At 46.2% G+C, this 17583-nt stretch carries 16 protein-coding genes; 12 read left to right on the top strand and 4 right to left on the bottom strand.

Annotation, left to right across the window (positions count from 1 at the left end; translation table 11 throughout):
• Positions 1–13: 13 nt before the first annotated feature.
• Entirely contained in the window at positions 14–949 is a 936-nt protein-coding gene (locus K08M4_RS14275; RefSeq protein WP_086050275.1) for a bifunctional GNAT family N-acetyltransferase/hotdog fold thioesterase, read from the top strand.
• 47 nt (positions 950–996) lie between these two features.
• Here K08M4_RS14275 and K08M4_RS14270 read toward each other — a convergent pair whose 3' ends face one another.
• The 4 genes from K08M4_RS14270 to hslR form a co-directional block, all read right to left on the bottom strand.
• Positions 997–2967 (bottom strand): AsmA family protein, encoded by a 1971-nt coding sequence (locus K08M4_RS14270; protein ID WP_086050274.1) that lies wholly within the window; start codon positions 2965–2967, stop codon positions 997–999.
• Between the two features lie 153 nt (positions 2968–3120).
• On the bottom strand, positions 3121–4746 hold the full coding sequence (pckA, locus tag K08M4_RS14265) for a phosphoenolpyruvate carboxykinase (ATP) (RefSeq protein WP_086050273.1): 1626 nt from the start codon (positions 4744–4746) through the stop codon (positions 3121–3123).
• 337 nt (positions 4747–5083) lie between these two features.
• Entirely contained in the window at positions 5084–5977 is an 894-nt protein-coding gene (hslO, locus tag K08M4_RS14260; protein WP_086050272.1) for an Hsp33 family molecular chaperone HslO, read from the bottom strand.
• An 18-nt stretch (positions 5978–5995) separates the two neighbouring features.
• Positions 5996–6382 (bottom strand): ribosome-associated heat shock protein Hsp15, encoded by a 387-nt coding sequence (gene hslR / locus K08M4_RS14255; protein WP_004735595.1) that lies wholly within the window; start codon positions 6380–6382, stop codon positions 5996–5998.
• Positions 6383–6661: 279 nt separating this feature from the next.
• Here hslR and gspC point away from each other — a divergent pair, with 279 nt between their 5' ends.
• From gspC to K08M4_RS14200, 11 genes are all read left to right on the top strand, one after another.
• Positions 6662–7585: a type II secretion system protein GspC gene (gene gspC / locus K08M4_RS14250; protein WP_086050271.1), complete on the top strand. Its 924-nt coding sequence runs from the start codon at positions 6662–6664 to the stop codon at positions 7583–7585.
• A gap of 41 nt (positions 7586–7626) precedes the next feature.
• A complete protein-coding gene (gene gspD, locus K08M4_RS14245; RefSeq protein WP_086050270.1) occupies positions 7627–9651 on the top strand; it encodes a type II secretion system secretin GspD in 2025 nt (674 codons plus the stop codon).
• Entirely contained in the window at positions 9651–11153 is a 1503-nt protein-coding gene (gene gspE, locus K08M4_RS14240) for a type II secretion system ATPase GspE (protein ID WP_086050269.1), read from the top strand. Before gspD ends, gspE begins: the two co-directional genes overlap by 1 nt.
• Position 11154: 1 nt before the next feature.
• On the top strand, positions 11155–12375 hold the full coding sequence (gspF, locus tag K08M4_RS14235; protein ID WP_086050268.1) for a type II secretion system inner membrane protein GspF: 1221 nt from the start codon (positions 11155–11157) through the stop codon (positions 12373–12375).
• An 88-nt stretch (positions 12376–12463) separates the two neighbouring features.
• Positions 12464–12907, top strand: a complete 444-nt coding sequence (gene gspG / locus K08M4_RS14230; protein ID WP_017062485.1) for a type II secretion system major pseudopilin GspG — start codon at positions 12464–12466, stop codon at positions 12905–12907.
• Positions 12908–13024: 117 nt separating this feature from the next.
• Positions 13025–13618: a type II secretion system minor pseudopilin GspH gene (gene gspH / locus K08M4_RS14225; protein ID WP_086050267.1), complete on the top strand. Its 594-nt coding sequence runs from the start codon at positions 13025–13027 to the stop codon at positions 13616–13618.
• Entirely contained in the window at positions 13605–14000 is a 396-nt protein-coding gene (gspI, locus tag K08M4_RS14220; RefSeq protein WP_086050266.1) for a type II secretion system minor pseudopilin GspI, read from the top strand. Before gspH ends, gspI begins: the two co-directional genes overlap by 14 nt.
• Positions 14001–14022: 22 nt before the next feature.
• Complete coding sequence (gspJ, locus tag K08M4_RS14215) at positions 14023–14826, top strand: type II secretion system minor pseudopilin GspJ (protein WP_086050449.1); 804 nt, start codon at positions 14023–14025, stop codon at positions 14824–14826.
• Positions 14810–15859 carry a type II secretion system minor pseudopilin GspK gene (gene gspK, locus K08M4_RS14210; protein WP_086050265.1) on the top strand — a complete coding sequence of 350 codons (1050 nt, stop codon included), beginning with the start codon at positions 14810–14812 and terminating at the stop codon, positions 15857–15859. Before gspJ ends, gspK begins: the two co-directional genes overlap by 17 nt.
• Positions 15828–17075, top strand: coding sequence for a type II secretion system protein GspL (gspL, locus tag K08M4_RS14205; RefSeq protein WP_086050264.1), 1248 nt, complete (start codon positions 15828–15830; stop codon positions 17073–17075). Before gspK ends, gspL begins: the two co-directional genes overlap by 32 nt.
• A gap of 19 nt (positions 17076–17094) precedes the next feature.
• The gene (locus K08M4_RS14200) at positions 17095–17583 is read left to right on the top strand and encodes a type II secretion system protein M (RefSeq protein WP_086050263.1); all 489 of its coding nucleotides are present in this window, start codon (positions 17095–17097) and stop codon (positions 17581–17583) included.

Raw genomic sequence — 17583 nt, 5'->3', positions numbered from 1 at the left:
TAAAGGAATAAGCATGTTTAAACTCATAACACCGACCACCGAAAATCAACTGAACAAGTATTACCATTTTCGCTGGCAGATGCTCCGTGAACCTTGGCGAATGCCGGTAGGATCTGAGCGAGATGAATATGACCCAATGAGCCACCATCGCATGATTGTCGATGGTCGAGGTCGTCCGATGGCGATTGGTCGTCTCTATATCACACCAGATCTAGAGGGGCAGATTCGCTATATGGCGGTGAAGAACTCTCGCCAAAGTAAGGGCATGGGCTCACTTATCTTGGTTGCGCTAGAGTCACTAGCGCGTCAAGAAGGGGCGAAGCGTTTGGTGTGTAATGCACGTGAAGATGCGATCTCATTCTATGAGAAGAATGAGTTTGAACGTCGTGGTGAAATTAACGATCAACGCGGCCCTGTGCGTCACCAACAGATGGTGAAACCTCTTGATCCAATGGCTGATGTACTGCGCAAACCAGAATGGTGTAATGAGCTTCAGCAGCGTTGGGAAAATCAGATCCCGATCAGTGACAAAATGGGCATCAAGATTAACCAATACACGGGTTATCAGTTTGAGTGTAGCGCTCAATTGAATCCCAACCTTAACCCTCATAACACCATGTTTGCTGGCTCAGCTTTTACCTTGGCGACTCTAACGGGTTGGGGAATGACTTGGCTACTGATGAAAGAACGTGGGCTGACCGGTGATATCGTACTGGCAGACAGTAATATTCGTTATCGTCACCCAGTCGAGCAAAACCCAGTCGCATCTACGTCATTGGATGGGATCAGTGGCGATTTAGATCGCCTCGCGTCTGGCAGAAAAGCTCGCATCATCATTCATGTGACCATTAACAGTGGCGATGTGGAAGCGGTTGAGTTTACGGGAACCTACATGCTGATCCCTGACTATAAAAAGATACTCTCGACAGATTCTAATGTGAGCGAATAGCTAACACCTAACATTCTGTTGATTTGGTGAGATATTGACGGAAAGCGCTACTCCTGTGGAGTAGCGCTTTTTTGTTGGCAGTCGTTAATCTCAGAATACTCAGTTTGGGTGAGCTTTCCTGATATTTGGTGGCACGGGTCGGAAAGGGTAATTGAGAGGGTGTGTTGCTCGATTTTGAGCAAGTCGAGCTCTCCAGACATTTCGCCATTTAACGTTTGAACCCTTTGTTCGCCTTGCTCCGCTGCCGATGCACCAATAATGTGCACAGGTTCGAGTGTGAAGCGTCCACGGTCAAAATTCGCATTGAGCTCTGGGATTTCAAACACGTTATCAGTCGAGGTTTCAGAAAGCTTGTCATTAAAGGTCATCACACCTTGGCGAACGCTACCAGTGAGTTGACCTGTTGTGGAATAGCCGAGCATCAGTGAATCACCGTATAAACCCGCAGCTTGAAGTTCAAACTCGCCATAACCGGTTGCGTCGAGCGGTAATTCAAGTTGCTGAAGCATGGGCGCAATGGGTAACCCATCGGCAGAAATATCTATGCTCCACGGCTTGCTGATTTGGTTAAAATCGAGTGTCGCATTGGCTTCAACATAGCCATGCTTTAGTGGCATAAACAGGCGTGTCAGCGTCCATTTTCCTTGCTCGCTATTCATCTCAACCACTGGTTGAGCGCTAATAATGTTTTGGTAGCTGGCATCATTCGCGCTGGCCATCAGCTTTCCTTGCCACAGACCTAGCTTTCTATCTTGTAGAAGTTGAACTTGATCCCCCTCGATATGTAATCCTGAGACCTGCCAGTAAGGCTTTTGTGCGAGTTGAATAAGTTGGCTGCGTTCTATGTTAATTCGGCTAATTTCGACATTCTGGAGCTGCGTGAGCCAAGGTATCAAGCGAGTGGCGGGTGGAGGGCTATCTTGGCTTTCCGTAATCCACTTTATGCCTTGCAGGTCGAGCTGCGCTAATTGAATGCTGTTAGGGGTGACTTCGCCATTAAGTTGAACAGTGCCTTGTAGGAATTGAGTATAGAAATCTTCAATCAGAATCTGGTTCGTATCTAAATTGAGCTTGATACTTGGCTCGATGAACATGTCATCATCAATGGTCACTCCCTCTGCTTGCAGAGAGAAAATGGCTTTCTGTTGTTTCCATAGCTCAAAAGGCAGTTGGACATTTTCTAGTGAGGCATCAAAAGCTGCGAGGTGACCATATTGCCATTCCACGTCGCTGCGCAGAATATCTAAGCTGTTGATGTGATTGATCTGAATACCTGCTACATCCCACTCTTTGCTTAGGAGGCTTTGGGTCTGTTTCTGATTGAGTCGTAAGCCATCGATGGTCACATTCACGAGCGACCAACCTTGCTGATACTGCTCTGCTTGTCCGGAAATCTTGGCGCCACGCCAGTCAAACGAAGCACCATAAAGGGTGCTGTCACTCGGCTTTAGATCCAGGTCAATCAACAGGTTATCGAAGGCTTCGCCTTGCCAATACAACTGTGAGGCTGAGAGTTGGGTTTTGCCATAGGGCAGTAATGCGATGTTGTCATCCCACGTTGGATCGGAGATCTGGAGGTCGATGCCTCGCGCGTTAAATTCTGGCGTTGAAAAGTCGAGATTGTTGATGGCCAGCTGGTGGATCTTAATGCTTGGCTGGGTAAATAAAGAGGTGAGCGTTTCTAGGTCGTCGGCTGCTAACTGCAGGCCGCTGATCAAAACGGATTCAAAGACCAGTTTGGCCTCCGTAATCGAGCTGGAGCTGAACCAAAGGTCAATCTTGTCGATATACAGCGGTGTTTGTTTTTCAGGTTGGCTTTGGGTAATGCCCATTAAGGTAATGTGATAAGGCGTCTGGTACTCAATATCTTCAATGAGCACAGGTTGTTCAATCGCATGTTTGATAAAAAAGTTAGTAACATCCGCACGGTATTGAGTCTGCAGGCTTAATAGCAATGCTGCGATAGTTGCAACGGCGATAGCCAGCGCAATGCCGAACACCATGAATACCTTTTTCATTCCCTGAAAACCTTAAATTTCAATCGTCTCAAAACAGAGTGGAACAAAAAGGGACAAGCAGCAACAAAAAAGCCCCTCAAAAGAGGGGCTTGCTACAAAAATATCACTTTAAATTGGGCGTTCGCTTTTGGTTAAGCCCGAGCAGATGTTGGATTAGTCCAGTTGAGGACCTGCCGCAACCAGTGACTTACCTTCAGCGTTGTCTGTGTACTTATCAAAGTTGTTGATGAAGCGCTCTGCTAGATCTTTCGCTTTGCTTTCCCATTGTAGTGGGTCAGTGTACGTGTCGCGTGGGTCAAGGATCGCAGGGTCAACATCGTGCAACGCTAGCGGTACTTCTAGGTTAAACATAGGGATAACCTTAGTCTCAGCTTGGTCGATTGAGCCATCTAGGATAGCGTCGATGATGCCACGAGTATCTTGGATTGAGATACGTTTGCCTGTGCCATTCCAACCTGTGTTCACAAGGTAAGCTTCAGCGCCAGCTGCTTCCATACGCTTCACAAGCACTTCAGCGTACTGAGTTGGGTGAAGAGTTAAGAATGCCGCCCCAAATGCCGCAGAGAACGTTGGTGTTGGCTCAGTGATGCCACGCTCAGTGCCCGCTAGTTTCGCAGTGAAGCCAGATAGGAAGTGGTACTTCGTTTGCTCTGGAGTCAGTTTAGAAACAGGTGGTAGCACACCAAATGCATCAGCAGTCAGGAAGATAACCTTTTGAGCATGACCTGCTTTTGATACTGGCTTAACAATGTTGTCGATGTGGTGAATCGGGTAAGAAACACGAGTGTTTTCTGTTTTTGAACCGTCATCAAAATCGATAGAACCATCACCACGAACCGTTACGTTTTCTAGCAGTGCATCACGACGGATTGCATTGTAGATTTCAGGTTCTGCTTCTTTAGACAGGCGAATGGTCTTCGCGTAACAACCGCCTTCAAAGTTGAAGATACCGTCGTCGTCCCAACCGTGCTCATCATCACCGATTAGCTCACGCTTAGGATCCGTTGATAGGGTTGTTTTACCTGTACCAGACAGGCCGAAGAAGATGGCTACATCGCCTTTCTCGCCGACGTTTGCACTACAGTGCATTGACGCAATGCCTTGCAGAGGAAGCAGGTAGTTCATCATTGCGAACATACCTTTTTTCATCTCACCGCCGTACCAAGTACCACCGATGATTTGAACGCGCTCTGTTAGGTTGAAAGCAACGAAGTTTTCAGAGTTTAGACCCTGCTTTTCCCAGTTAGGGTTAGTTGTTTTAGCACCGTTCATGACCACGAAATCAGGTTCGAACGTTGCTAGCTCTTCGTCAGTTGGACGAATGAACATGTTCTTAACGAAGTGCGCTTGCCACGCTACTTCAGTAATAATACGTACGCTTAAGCGCGTATCTGGGTTAGCACCACAATAACCGTCAATGACAAACAGACGCTTGCCAGACAGCTGAGTTGTTACAAGCTCTTTTAGCTCATTCCATACTTCAGTTGTAATCGGTTTGTTGTCATTTTTGCCTTGATCTGACCACCACATGGTATCGCGTGTTGTGTCATCTTTAACAATGTACTTATCTTTTGGTGAGCGGCCAGTAAAGATACCAGTGTCAACCGCAACGGCGCCTAGTTCCGTTACTACGCCTTTTTCGTAGCCTTCCAAACCTGGCAGTGTTTCTTCAACGAATAACTGCTCGTAGCTAGGATTACGAAGAACTTCAGTAACGCCAGTCAGTCCGTGCTTAGTTAGATCAATTTGTGCAGCCTTAGTATGTTCCATAACGGTCATAGGTGCTCCTTGTAGGATATTTTGTAGGGATTTTGTATTAATTTTTTATTGTTATCTGCTCACCATGCTAGCAACGAGGCTCGGGGGAAACAGGGATATAGCTCAAAAAATATCCATATTAACCATGGGGTTTTAAGCGCCTCATCACATATTGGCCTGACTAGTCTATCCTGTACGCAAACCTTTGCGCTAGAGGAGAGAACATTATTAATTGATTAAAATTAAGAGGTGATTTTATTACGAGATGTTACGGAGTTTGCGATATTTTGATCACAAAAAAGGCCAGCGTAGTGCTGACCTTTTTGGGGTAAATTACGTGTTTTTGGTACGCCGTAAATTAATGAACCGTATTGCTGCCTTTATCTGCCGCTTCTGCATACAGAGCATCAACATCATTCTTGTCGAACGAGTAGTTTGTGCCACAGTAATCGCAGTGAAGAGCAACGCTGCCTTCAGTGCTAAGAATGTCGTAGATCTCTTCTTGAGCGACAGTAATGATAGCGGCACCGCTTCGGTCACGTGAACAACCACAGAAGAATTCAACCGGTTGTGGTGTGAACAGTTGTACTTTCTCTTGGTTGTACAAACGGTAAAGCAGTTCGTTTGCTTCTAGAGTGAATAGCTCTTCGTTTTTAACGGTGTCTGTTAGTTGCTCTAGGTGCTCGAAGTCGTCAGGAGTACCTGTGCCGTCTGGCATCACCTGTAGCAACATACCCGCAGCGTGTGCTTTGCCTTCATGCTCGCCCGTGCGCAACCATAGACGTGTCTTTAGTTGTTCAGAGTTTGCGAAGTAACCTTCAAGTACTTCAGCTAAAGTGTCACCTTCAAGACCAACGATACCTTGGTAACGCTCACCTTTCTTAGGATCGATAGTGATCACTAGGTGGCCTTTACCCATAAGGTCGTGTAGGCCAGCGTCGTCGGCAATGTCACCGTCAAAGCGAGCAACGCCACGAATCTTCTGATCGTTATCGCCATTGATAACAGCCAGAGATACAGGGCCATCACCTTGCAGTTGCATCGTGATAGAGCCTTCAAACTTTAGCGTCGCCGTGAGTAGCGTCGTTGAAACCAGTAGCTCACCCAACAACTTTTGTACTGGCGCTGGGTATTCCTTGCTAGAAATAATCTGTTGGTACGCTTCGTCCATCTGTACCAATTCACCACGTACCGATAGGTCTTCAAATAGGTAGCGATTTAAAACATTACTTGTAGACATTGGGTCTGCCATTTGGCTATTCCTTCTAGCTTATTGAGTCTTGAACTTGATGATGTCACGACGTTGCTTTTTATCTGGGCGACGTTCTGGTGCTGGGCTATGAGCATTAAGCTTGCGCTGTTGTGCAAACTCTTCTCTTTTTGCCAAGCTTTCGGTGGTTTCTTCATAGAGTGTTTGAGCGACCGGCGCCCCGCCACGGTGTGCGGATATTTTCTCTATGGTGACCGTCTTTTCTTCATTACCTTGGCGCAGAGTAATCACTGCCCCAAGTTCTACGATTTTGCTGGGTTTGCTGCGCTGACCATTATAGTGGACTTTGCCACCATCGACCATGTTGCGAGCAATAGATCGGGTTTTGTAAAAACGCGCTGCCCACAACCATTTATCGAGTCTGACAGCTTCATTAGTAGTTTTCATATAGGGCTGTGCCTTATTCAGTGAGAAATGAATGCGGTTTAACTGTAATGAACAGTGCGCAACATGCTTTTAATTACATTAAGTAGAAGCTTAAAGTGGAGGCGGTTGGCATTTTTTTCAAGTCATAATACAAAATAGCCATGTAATGCCGCTTTATCGATTTGCTATGATATAGTTCAGGATCTTATGCTTAAATAAGCTTGGTATCGAACGAATGAATAAAAAAGCTGAAAGTTTAATGATTTGCAGCATTTGTCGTCATGAAAAGGGGCAAGGAAAGTGAACTTTTTAGAGCTCAAGAATCGCGCAGGAAATTCTCCTGTGTTGAGCCGCTTATTAGAAAATGGATTTGTACTTCAGCAGAAACTAAGCCTAGCGATGTGTTGTGTGTTGATTGCAGCTTCCGCATGGATTTTAGGGCAGCTTGCATGGTTTATTGAGCCTGCAGAGCAAACCGTTGTGCCTTGGAAAGCAACGGCTTCATCGTCTTCTACTCCTCAATCGACCCTTGATATCTCTTCTTTGCAGCGGAGCAACCTTTTTGGTGCTTATAACCCAACAACGCCAGTTGTGGTTGAGCAGCAAGTTATCCAAGATGCACCAAAGACCCGATTGAACTTAGTTTTGGTCGGTGCAGTCGCTAGCTCTAATCCAAAACGAAGCTTAGCAGTGATCGCTAATCGCGGTACGCAGGCGACCTACGGAATAAATGAAGAGATAGAAGGCACTAGAGCTAAGCTTAAAGCCGTATTAGTCGATCGCGTGATCATTGATAACTCAGGTCGAGACGAAACCTTGATGCTTGAAGGTATTGAGTACAAGCGTTTAGCTGTCTCAGCCCCTGCGCCACCTCGCGCTTCTTCTTCGGTTCGTGGTAATAACCCTGTTTCAGCAGAACAGAAGCTAGATGAAATTAAAGCGAAGATAATGAAAGATCCGCAACAAATCTTCCAATATGTTCGACTGTCCCAGGTCAAGCGCGACGATAAAGTGATTGGTTATCGAGTGAGTCCAGGCAAAGATTCAGAACTTTTTAACTCAGTAGGGCTCCAAAACGGAGATATCGCGACTCAGTTAAATGGGCAAGACCTGACAGATCCCGCCGCTATGGGCAACATATTCCGTTCTATCTCAGAGCTGACAGAGCTAAATCTCGTCGTCGAGAGAGATGGTCAACAACATGAAGTGTTTATTGAATTTTAAAACTTTGCGTCTAACGAAGGACGAAAGTGTAGGAGAAGTACGTGAAGCATTGGTTTAAGAAAAGTGCATGGTTATTGGCAGGAAGCTTAATCTGCACACCCGCCGCCATCGCGAGTGATTTTAGTGCCAGCTTTAAAGGCACTGATATTCAAGAATTTATTAATATTGTTGGTCGTAATCTAGAGAAGACGATCATCGTCGACCCTTCGGTGCGCGGAAAAATCGATGTACGCAGCTACGACGTACTCAATGAAGAGCAATATTACAGCTTCTTCTTAAACGTATTAGAAGTGTACGGCTACGCAGTCGTTGAAATGGACTCGGGTGTTCTTAAGATCATCAAAGCGAAAGATTCTAAAACCTCGGCAATCCCAGTTGTTGGCGACCGTGATTCGATTACAGGCGACAGCGTGGTAACACGTGTTGTGACGGTTCGTAATGTTTCGGTTCGTGAGCTATCCCCTCTACTTCGCCAACTGAATGACAACGCGGGCGCGGGCAACGTGGTGCATTACGACCCTGCTAACATCATCTTGATTACCGGCCGAGCGGCGGTTGTAAACCGTTTAGCTGAAATCATCAAGCGTGTCGACCAAGCGGGTGATAAAGAGATTGAAGTTGTTGAACTGAAAAATGCTTCTGCGGCAGAAATGGTTCGTATTGTTGATGCTCTGAGTAAAACCACCGATGCTAAAAACACACCAGCATTCCTACAGCCTAAATTAGTTGCCGATGAGCGTACCAATGCAATTCTTATTTCAGGCGACCCTAAAGTACGTAGTCGTTTAAGAAAGTTGATTGAACAGCTCGATGTAGAGATGGCGACGAAAGGTAACAACCAAGTTATCTACCTTAAATACGCAAAAGCGGAAGACTTAGTCGATGTACTGAAAGGTGTGTCGGACAATCTACAATCAGAGAAGCAATCATCAACGAACGGTAGTTCATCGCAGCGTAACCAAGTGATGATTTCAGCGCACGGTGATACCAACTCGTTAGTGATTACTGCACAGCCGGACATCATGAACGCTTTGCAAGACGTGATCGCTCAACTTGATATCCGTCGTGCTCAAGTGTTGATTGAAGCCTTAATTGTTGAAATGGCAGAAGGCGACGGCGTTAACTTGGGTGTGCAGTGGGGCAACCTAGAAACGGGTGCCATGATTCAGTATAGCAATACTGGTGCATCGATTGGCGGTGTGATGGTGGGTCTAGAAGAAGCAAAAGATAAAACGGTTGATCGAGTTGTAACTCCAAGTGATGGATCGAAACCCTATACAGTGAAAGAGACAGAAAAGGGTGACTATTCAACCTTAGCTTCTGCACTGTCTGGCGTTAATGGTGCTGCAATGAGTGTGGTTATGGGTGACTGGACTGCCTTGATCAGTGCGGTAGCAACAGACTCAAACTCAAACATTCTGTCTTCTCCAAGTATTACGGTAATGGATAACGGCGAAGCGTCGTTTATCGTAGGTGAAGAGGTGCCTGTTCTAACCGGTTCTACAGCAGGGTCAAGCAACGATAACCCATTCCAAACGGTTGAGCGTAAAGAAGTGGGTATCAAGCTGAAAGTCGTGCCGCAAATTAATGAAGGTGACTCGGTTCAGCTGAAAATAGAACAAGAAGTATCGAACGTATTAGGCGCCAATGGTGCGGTTGATGTACGTTTTGCTAAGCGTCAACTGAACACGTCAGTGATTGTTCAAGACGGTCAAATGCTGGTGTTGGGTGGCTTGATTGACGAGCGCGCACTAGAGAGTGAATCTAAGGTGCCGTTCTTGGGTGATATACCAGTGCTTGGGCACCTGTTCAAATCAACCAGCACTCAGGTTGAGAAAAAGAACCTAATGGTATTCATCAAGCCAACCATTATTCGTGATGGCATGACTGCAGATGGTATTACACAGCGCAAATACAACTTTATTCGTGCTGAGCAGCTTTACAAGGCAGAGCAAGGCTTGAAACTGATGGATAACGACAATATTCCAGTACTCCCTAAGTTTGGCGACAGTATGAATCACCCTGCTGAAATCCAAGCCTTCATCGATCAAATGGAAACAGAATAATGGCTGAATTGGTAGGGGCGGCACGTACTTATCAGCGCTTGCCGTTTAGCTTTGCGAATCGCTACAAGATGGTGTTGGAATATCAGCACCCAGAGCGTCCGCCGGTACTTTATTACGTCGAACCTCTGAAATCGGCGGCGATCATTGAAGTCAGCCGTGTGGTGAAAAATGGTTTCACGCCACAAGCGATCAGTGCCGATGAATTTGATAAAAAACTGACGGATGCGTACCAGCGTGACTCGTCGGAAGCGCGTCAGCTAATGGAAGATATTGGTGCCGACAATGACGACTTTTTCTCGTTAGCGGAAGAGTTGCCACAAGACGAAGACTTGCTTGAATCAGAAGACGACGCACCCATCATCAAGTTAATTAATGCGATGTTGGGTGAGGCGATTAAAGAAGGTGCTTCGGATATACACATCGAAACCTTTGAAAAGTCACTCTGTATCCGTTTCCGAGTTGATGGTGTACTGCGTGATGTTCTAGCGCCAAGCCGTAAACTGGCTCCGCTGTTGGTTTCGCGTGTCAAGGTTATGGCTAAGCTAGATATTGCGGAAAAACGCGTGCCACAAGACGGTCGTATTTCTCTACGTATCGGTGGCCGAGCGGTTGATGTGCGTGTTTCAACCATGCCATCTTCGCATGGGGAACGTGTGGTAATGCGTCTGTTGGACAAAAACGCCACTCGCCTAGACTTGCACAGTTTAGGTATGACAGCAGAAAACCATGAAAACTTCCGTAAGCTGATTCAGCGCCCACACGGTATTATCTTGGTGACCGGCCCAACAGGTTCGGGTAAATCAACGACCTTGTACGCTGGCCTGCAAGAACTCAACAGCAATGAGCGAAATATCTTAACCGTTGAAGACCCAATCGAATTCGATATCGATGGCATTGGTCAAACGCAAGTGAACCCTAAGGTTGATATGACCTTTGCGCGTGGTTTACGTGCCATTCTTCGTCAAGATCCCGATGTGGTAATGATTGGTGAGATCCGTGATTTAGAAACCGCTGAGATCGCTGTACAAGCCTCTTTGACAGGTCACTTGGTTATGTCGACTCTCCATACCAATACGGCAATCGGGGCGATCACGCGTCTGCGTGATATGGGCATTGAACCCTTCTTGATCTCTTCTTCTCTGCTGGGTGTTTTGGCTCAGCGCTTGGTTCGTACTCTGTGTAACGACTGTAAAGAACCTTACGAAGCTGACAAAGAACAGAAAAAGCTGTTTGGTATGAAGAAGAAAGAGAGCCTCACACTTTACCATGCAAAAGGTTGTGAAGAGTGTGGCCATAAAGGTTATCGAGGTCGTACCGGTATTCATGAGCTACTAATGATTGACGATTCGGTACAAGAGCTGATTCACAGTGAAGCTGGCGAACAGGCAATTGAAAAAGCGATTCGTGGCACAACCCCAAGTATTCGAGATGATGGCTTGAGTAAAGTTCTGAAAGGGGTAACTTCCCTAGAAGAAGTGATGCGCGTGACTAAGGAAGTCTAGTATGGCGGCATTTGAATACAAAGCGCTGGATGCCAAAGGTAAGAGTAAAAAGGGCTCGATTGAAGCGGATAATGCTCGTCAGGCTCGCCAACGTTTAAAAGAACAAGGTTTGATGCCGGTTGAAATGACCGAAGCTAAGGCAAAAACAGCGAAAGGTGCTCAGCCATCGACCAGTTTTAAACGCGGCATTAGTACGCCTGATTTGGCGTTGATTACTCGTCAAATATCCACGCTCGTGCAATCTGGTATGCCGTTAGAAGAGTGTTTGAAAGCCGTTGCCGAACAGTCTGAAAAACCTCGTATTCGCACCATGCTACTCGCGGTGAGATCTAAGGTGACTGAAGGTTACTCGCTAGCGGATAGCTTGTCTGATTATCCCCATATCTTCGATGAGCTATTCAGAGCCATGGTTGCGGCGGGTGAGAAGTCTGGTCATTTAGATGCGGTGTTGGAACGCTTAGCCGATTATGCTGAAAATCGTCAGAAGATGCGCTCTAAACTGCTACAAGCGATGATCTACCCTGTGGTGCTGGTGGTGTTTGCGGTGACGATAGTCTCCTTCCTACTGGCAACCGTGGTGCCTAAGATCGTCGAGCCTATTATCCAAATGGGCCAAGAGCTTCCTCAATCGACGCAATTTTTATTAGCCTCGAGTGAATTTATCCAGAATTGGGGTATCCAATTACTGTTGTTGACCATTGTTGTGATTGTTCTTGTGAAGACAGCGCTGAAAAAGCCGGGCGTTCGCATGAGCTGGGATCGCAAATTATTGAGTATTCCGCTGATCGGCAAGATAGCGAAAGGGATCAATACCTCTCGTTTTGCACGAACACTCTCAATCTGTACTTCGAGTGCGATTCCAATCCTTGAAGGGATGAAGGTCGCGGTTGATGTGATGTCGAATCAACATGTGAAACAACAAGTCTTACAGGCTTCAGACAGTGTTAGAGAAGGCGCAAGCCTGCGTAAAGCACTGGATCAAACCAAACTCTTTCCACCGATGATGCTGCATATGATCGCCAGTGGTGAGCAGAGTGGTCAGTTGGAACAGATGCTGACAAGAGCGGCAGACAACCAAGACCAAAGCTTTGAGTCGACGGTTAATATCGCGTTAGGCATTTTCACCCCAGCGCTTATCGCGTTGATGGCCGGTTTGGTGCTGTTTATCGTGATGGCGACGCTGATGCCGATGCTTGAAATGAACAATTTAATGAGTGGATAACGTACTGCTCATCAGGCGTTAGTTTTTGGATTATCGAGAAGAAGGGCATTATTACCTTCAACTCGCTATCTGTAATTTGGAGAAAATAATGAAAAACAGAATGAAGAAACAATCAGGCTTTACCCTATTAGAAGTGATGGTTGTTGTGGTTATCCTTGGCGTCTTGGCGAGCTTTGTTGTACCTAACCTTTTGGGTAACAAAGAGAAGGCTGACCAACAAAAAGCCATCACGGATATCGTGGCGCTAGAGAACGCGCTAGATATGTACAAACTGGATAACAGCGTTTACCCAACAACGGATCAAGGTCTTGATGCATTGGTTTCTAAACCAAGCAGCCCAGAGCCTCGTAACTACCGTGACGGTGGCTACATTAAGCGTCTGCCTAACGACCCATGGGGCAATGAGTACCAATACCTAAGCCCTGGTGACAACGGTACGATTGATATCTTTACTCTTGGCGCTGATGGTCAAGAAGGCGGTGAAGGTATCGCTGCGGATATCGGTAACTGGAACATGCAGGATTTCCAATAAGCTTCGGCTTGTTGTCGGTTGATACGTTCCTGTTGTTTGATTCGTTATTGTTGCTTGATACGTCATTGTCGCTTGATACGTTATTGATGGTAGTACGCAAAAAATGGAGTCTACAAGGTGAAAACTAAGCAAAGACAGCCAGGTTTCACCTTGATTGAGATTCTTTTGGTGTTGGTATTACTGTCAGTAACTGCGGTCGCAGTGATCGCGACCATTCCTACCAATAGCAAAGATGTCGCCAAAAAATACGCTCAAAGCTTTTATCAACGAGTTCAATTACTCAATGAAGAGGCTATTCTGAGTGGCTTGGATTTTGGCGTTCGTGTCGATGAAAAGAAATCGACTTATATTCTGATGGCTCTTAAGTCAGAAGGTTGGCAAGAAGTCGAATTTGAAAAAATTCCCTCTTCAACTGAATTACCGGAAGAACTCGCGTTGTCACTGACTTTAGGTGGTGGCGCATGGGAAGACGATGATCGTTTGTTCAATCCCGGAAGCTTGTTTGATGAAGATATGTTTGCGGATCTGGAAGAGGAAAAGAAGCCCAAGCCACCTCAGATATACATCTTATCGAGTGCTGAAATGACGCCGTTTGTACTATCGTTTTATCCAAATACCGGAGACACCATACAAGATGGTTGGCGTATTCGCGTGTTGGACAATGGTGTGATTCGATTGCTAGAGCCGGGAGAAGAAGATGAAGAGGAATAACAGATCCCTTTATCGTTCTCGTGGTATGACTCTTGGTTCTCGAGGGATGACTCTGCTTGAAGTATTAGTTGCGCTGGCTATCTTCGCTACGGCGGCGATCAGTGTGATTCGTGCTGTCACCCAACACATTAATACCCTCAGTTATTTAGAAGAAAAAACCTTCGCGGCGATGGTTGTTGATAACCAGATGGCCTTAGTCATGCTGCATCCTGAGAAGCTTAAAAAAGCGCAGGGCACGCAAGAGTTAGCGGGAAGAGAGTGGTTCTGGAAGGTGACTCCCATCGATACTAGCGATAATTTATTAAAGGCGTTTGATGTGAGTGCAGCAACCAGTAAGAAAGCTTCTCCAGTGGTCACGGTGCGCAGTTATGTGGTCAATTAAAAGCGTGTGGTCAATTAAAAGCGTGTGGTCAATTAAAAGCGTGTGGTCAACTAAGAGCGTGTGGTTAAGTAGAATCGTGTCGTTAGCTAAGAGCAAGTCGCTAAGTAAAAGCATGTCGGCAAATCAGCATACGCCGCGTAAACAAGGTCTATCTTCGAAAGGGAGAGGCTTTACTTTAATCGAAGTTTTGGTCTCAATTGCCATCTTTTCCACGTTAAGCATGGCGGCTTATCAGGTGGTTAATCAGGTGCAGCGAAGCAATGAACTCTCTATTGAGCGCAGTGCTCGTTTAAATCAACTGCAACGTAGTTTAGTCATTTTAGATAATGATTTTCGCCAGATGGCGGTACGAAAATTTCGTACCAATGGTGAAGAAGCATCATCTAAGCTGATCCTAATGAAAGAGTATTTACTGGATTCCGACAGTGTTGGCATCATGTTTACTCGCCTTGGTTGGCACAACCCACAGCAGCAGTTTCCTCGCGGAGAAGTCACTAAAGTTGGCTACCGCATTAAAGAAGAAACGCTTGAGCGTGTATGGTGGCGTTACCCCGATACACCTGCAGGTCAACAAGGTGTGATTACTCCTCTGCTTGATGATGTTGAGAACCTGGAGTTCGAGTTTTATGACGGAAGCCGCTGGGGCAAAGAGTGGCAAACCGATAAATCACTGCCTAAAGCGGTGAGGCTCAAGTTGACCTTAAAAGACTATGGCGAGATAGAACGTGTTTATCTCACCCCCGGAGGCGCCCTAGATCAGGTCGATGATGCTTCAAATAGTGACTCTTCAGGCAGTAATGAGGGGAATAATGATTCATCAAACTAACAAGCCTGCACTGACAAGGTCTGCAGTGGGGCGTAAGCAGCGTGGTGTCGTGCTGATCATTATTCTGATGCTACTGGCGATCATGGCCACCATAGCTGGCAGTATGTCGGAGCGCCTGTTTACTCAATTCAAGCGCGTTGGCAATCAACTGAATTACCAACAGGCTTACTGGTACAGCATTGGTGTAGAAGCGCTTGTCCAAGACGGCATTAGGCAAAGTTATAAAGATAGTGATACGGTGAACTTAAGCCAACCATGGGCGTTAGAAGAGCAGGTATACCCATTGGATTATGGCCAAGTTAAAGGGCGTATCGTTGATGCGCAGGCGTGTTTCAATCTTAATGCGCTCGCTGGGATTACGACGACATCAAGTAACCAAACCCCTTATTTAGTGAAGGTTTGGCAAACCTTACTGGAAAACCAAGATGTGGAGCCTTATCAGGCTGAGGTTATCGCAAATTCAAGTTGGGAGTTTTTGGACTCTGATACTCGAGCCACCTCTTCTACGGGTGTCGAAGACAGCACTTATGAGGCGATGAAGCCAGCTTATTTGGCGGCGAATGGCTTAATGGCGGATGAATCGGAGCTGCGAGCCGTTTATCAGGTCTCTGGTGAGGCAATGGAAAAGGTACATCCATTCATTTGCGCTTTGCCCACTGACGATTTCCGATTGAATGTGAATACACTCTCGGAAAAACAAGCCCCTTTATTGGAAGCGATGTTTGCACCCGGTCTAAGTGAATCGGATGCCAAACAGCTGATAGACAAGCGCCCATTTGATGGCTGGGATTCGGTGGACGCGTTTATGGCTGAGCCTGCTATTGTTGGTGTGAGTGCTGAAGTCAGCAAGCAAGCGAAAGCATATTTAACTGTAGATAGCGCCTATTTTGAGCTAGATGCAGAGGTATTAGTTGAGCAGTCTCGTGTACGTATACGAACGCTTTTCTATAGTAGTAATAGAGAAACAGTGACGGTAGTACGCCGTCGTTTTGGAGGAATCCGTGAGCGAGTTTCTGACCGTTCGACTGAGTAGCGAGCCACAAAGCCCAGTGCAGTGGTTGGTTTGGTCGACAAGCCAACAAGAAGTGATAGCAAGTGGTGAGCTGTCTAGCTGGGATCAGCTTGATGAGTTAACGCCTTACGCTGAAAAGCGCAGCTGTATCGCTTTATTGCCGGGAAATGAGTGCTTAATTAAGCGTGTTGAAATTCCGAAAGGTGCTGCTCGCCAGTTCGACTCTATGCTGCCATTTTTGTTAGAAGACGAAGTGGCACAAGATATCGAAGACTTACATCTAACCATTTTAGATAAAGATGCAACGCACGCTACTGTGTGTGGTGTAGATCGCGAATGGTTAAAACAAGCTTTAGACCAGTTTCGCAAAGCCAATATTATTTTTCGTAAGGTGCTACCAGATACACTAGCCGTGCCTGTTGAAGATCAAGGCATCAGTGCGTTGCAAATCGACCAGCATTGGTTATTGCGTCAAGGTCACTCTCAACGTCAAGGTAACTATCAAGCCGTATCGATCAGCGAAGCATGGTTGCCGATGTTTTTGCAAAGTGATTGGGTTGTCGCTGGTGAGGAAGAGCAAGCGATGACTATCTTCAGCTATACCGCAATGCCGAGCGACGACGTTCAACAGCAAAGCGGTCTCGAGTGGCAAGAAAAGCCTGCGGAATTGGTGATGTCTTTATTGAGTCAGCAAGCGATCACAAGCGGCGTAAATTTACTGACTGGCACCTTTAAAACCAAATCTTCTTTCAGTAAATATTGGCGTGTATGGCAGAAGGTGGCGATTGCTGCTTGCTTGCTGGTGGCCGTGATTGTGACTCAACAAGTGTTGAAGGTGCAGCAATACGAAGCACAAGCACAAGCCTATCGCATGGAGAGTGAGCGTATCTTTAGAGCCGTTCTGCCAGGTAAACAACGAATTCCGACAGTAAGCTACCTTAAGCGTCAGATGAATGATGAAGCTAAGAAATACGGTGGTTCAGGCGATGGTGACTCCTTACTTGGTTGGTTAGCATTGCTGCCAGAAACGTTAGGACAAGTGAAATCGATCGAAGTCGAAAGCATTCGCTATGATGGCAATCGCTCTGAAGTTCGATTACAAGCTAAAAGCGCTGATTTTCAACATTTTGAGACGGCTAAAGTGAAACTTGAAGAGAAGTTTTCCGTTGAACAAGGGCCATTGAACCGTAATGGCGATGCCGTATTTGGCAGTTTTACCCTTAAGCCCCGTCAGTAACTGCGCAAGGAGATCAGTGATGAGAAATATAATTGAACCACTCCAAGCGTGGTGGACTTCAATAAGTCAGAGGGAACAACGATTAGTCGTTGGTTGCTCAATTTTATTGGTTGTGGGTATCATTTATTGGGGGCTAATACAGCCACTCAGTCAGCGAGCTGAACTGGCACAGAGTCGTATCCAAAGTGAAAAGCAACTACTGGCTTGGGTAACCAATAAAGCCAATGAAGTGGTTGAACTAAGAGGCAATGGTGGCATCAGTGCTAGTCAGCCTTTGAACCAATCTGTACCCGCATCTATGCGTCGCTTCAAGATTGAATTGATACGAGTGCAACCACGTGGCGAGATGCTACAAGTGTGGATTAAACCTGTGCCATTTAATAAGTTCGTTGACTGGCTGACATACCTGAAAGAAAAGCAGGGTGTTGAGGTCGAATTTATGGATATTGATCGCTCTGATAGCCCTGGGGTTATTGACGTCAACCGACTACAGTTTAAACGAGGTTAA

The sequence above is a fragment of the Vibrio syngnathi genome (assembly GCF_002119525.1).
Classification (GTDB): domain Bacteria; phylum Pseudomonadota; class Gammaproteobacteria; order Enterobacterales; family Vibrionaceae; genus Vibrio; species Vibrio syngnathi.
This window is presented reverse-complemented; position numbering and strand designations above follow the sequence as displayed.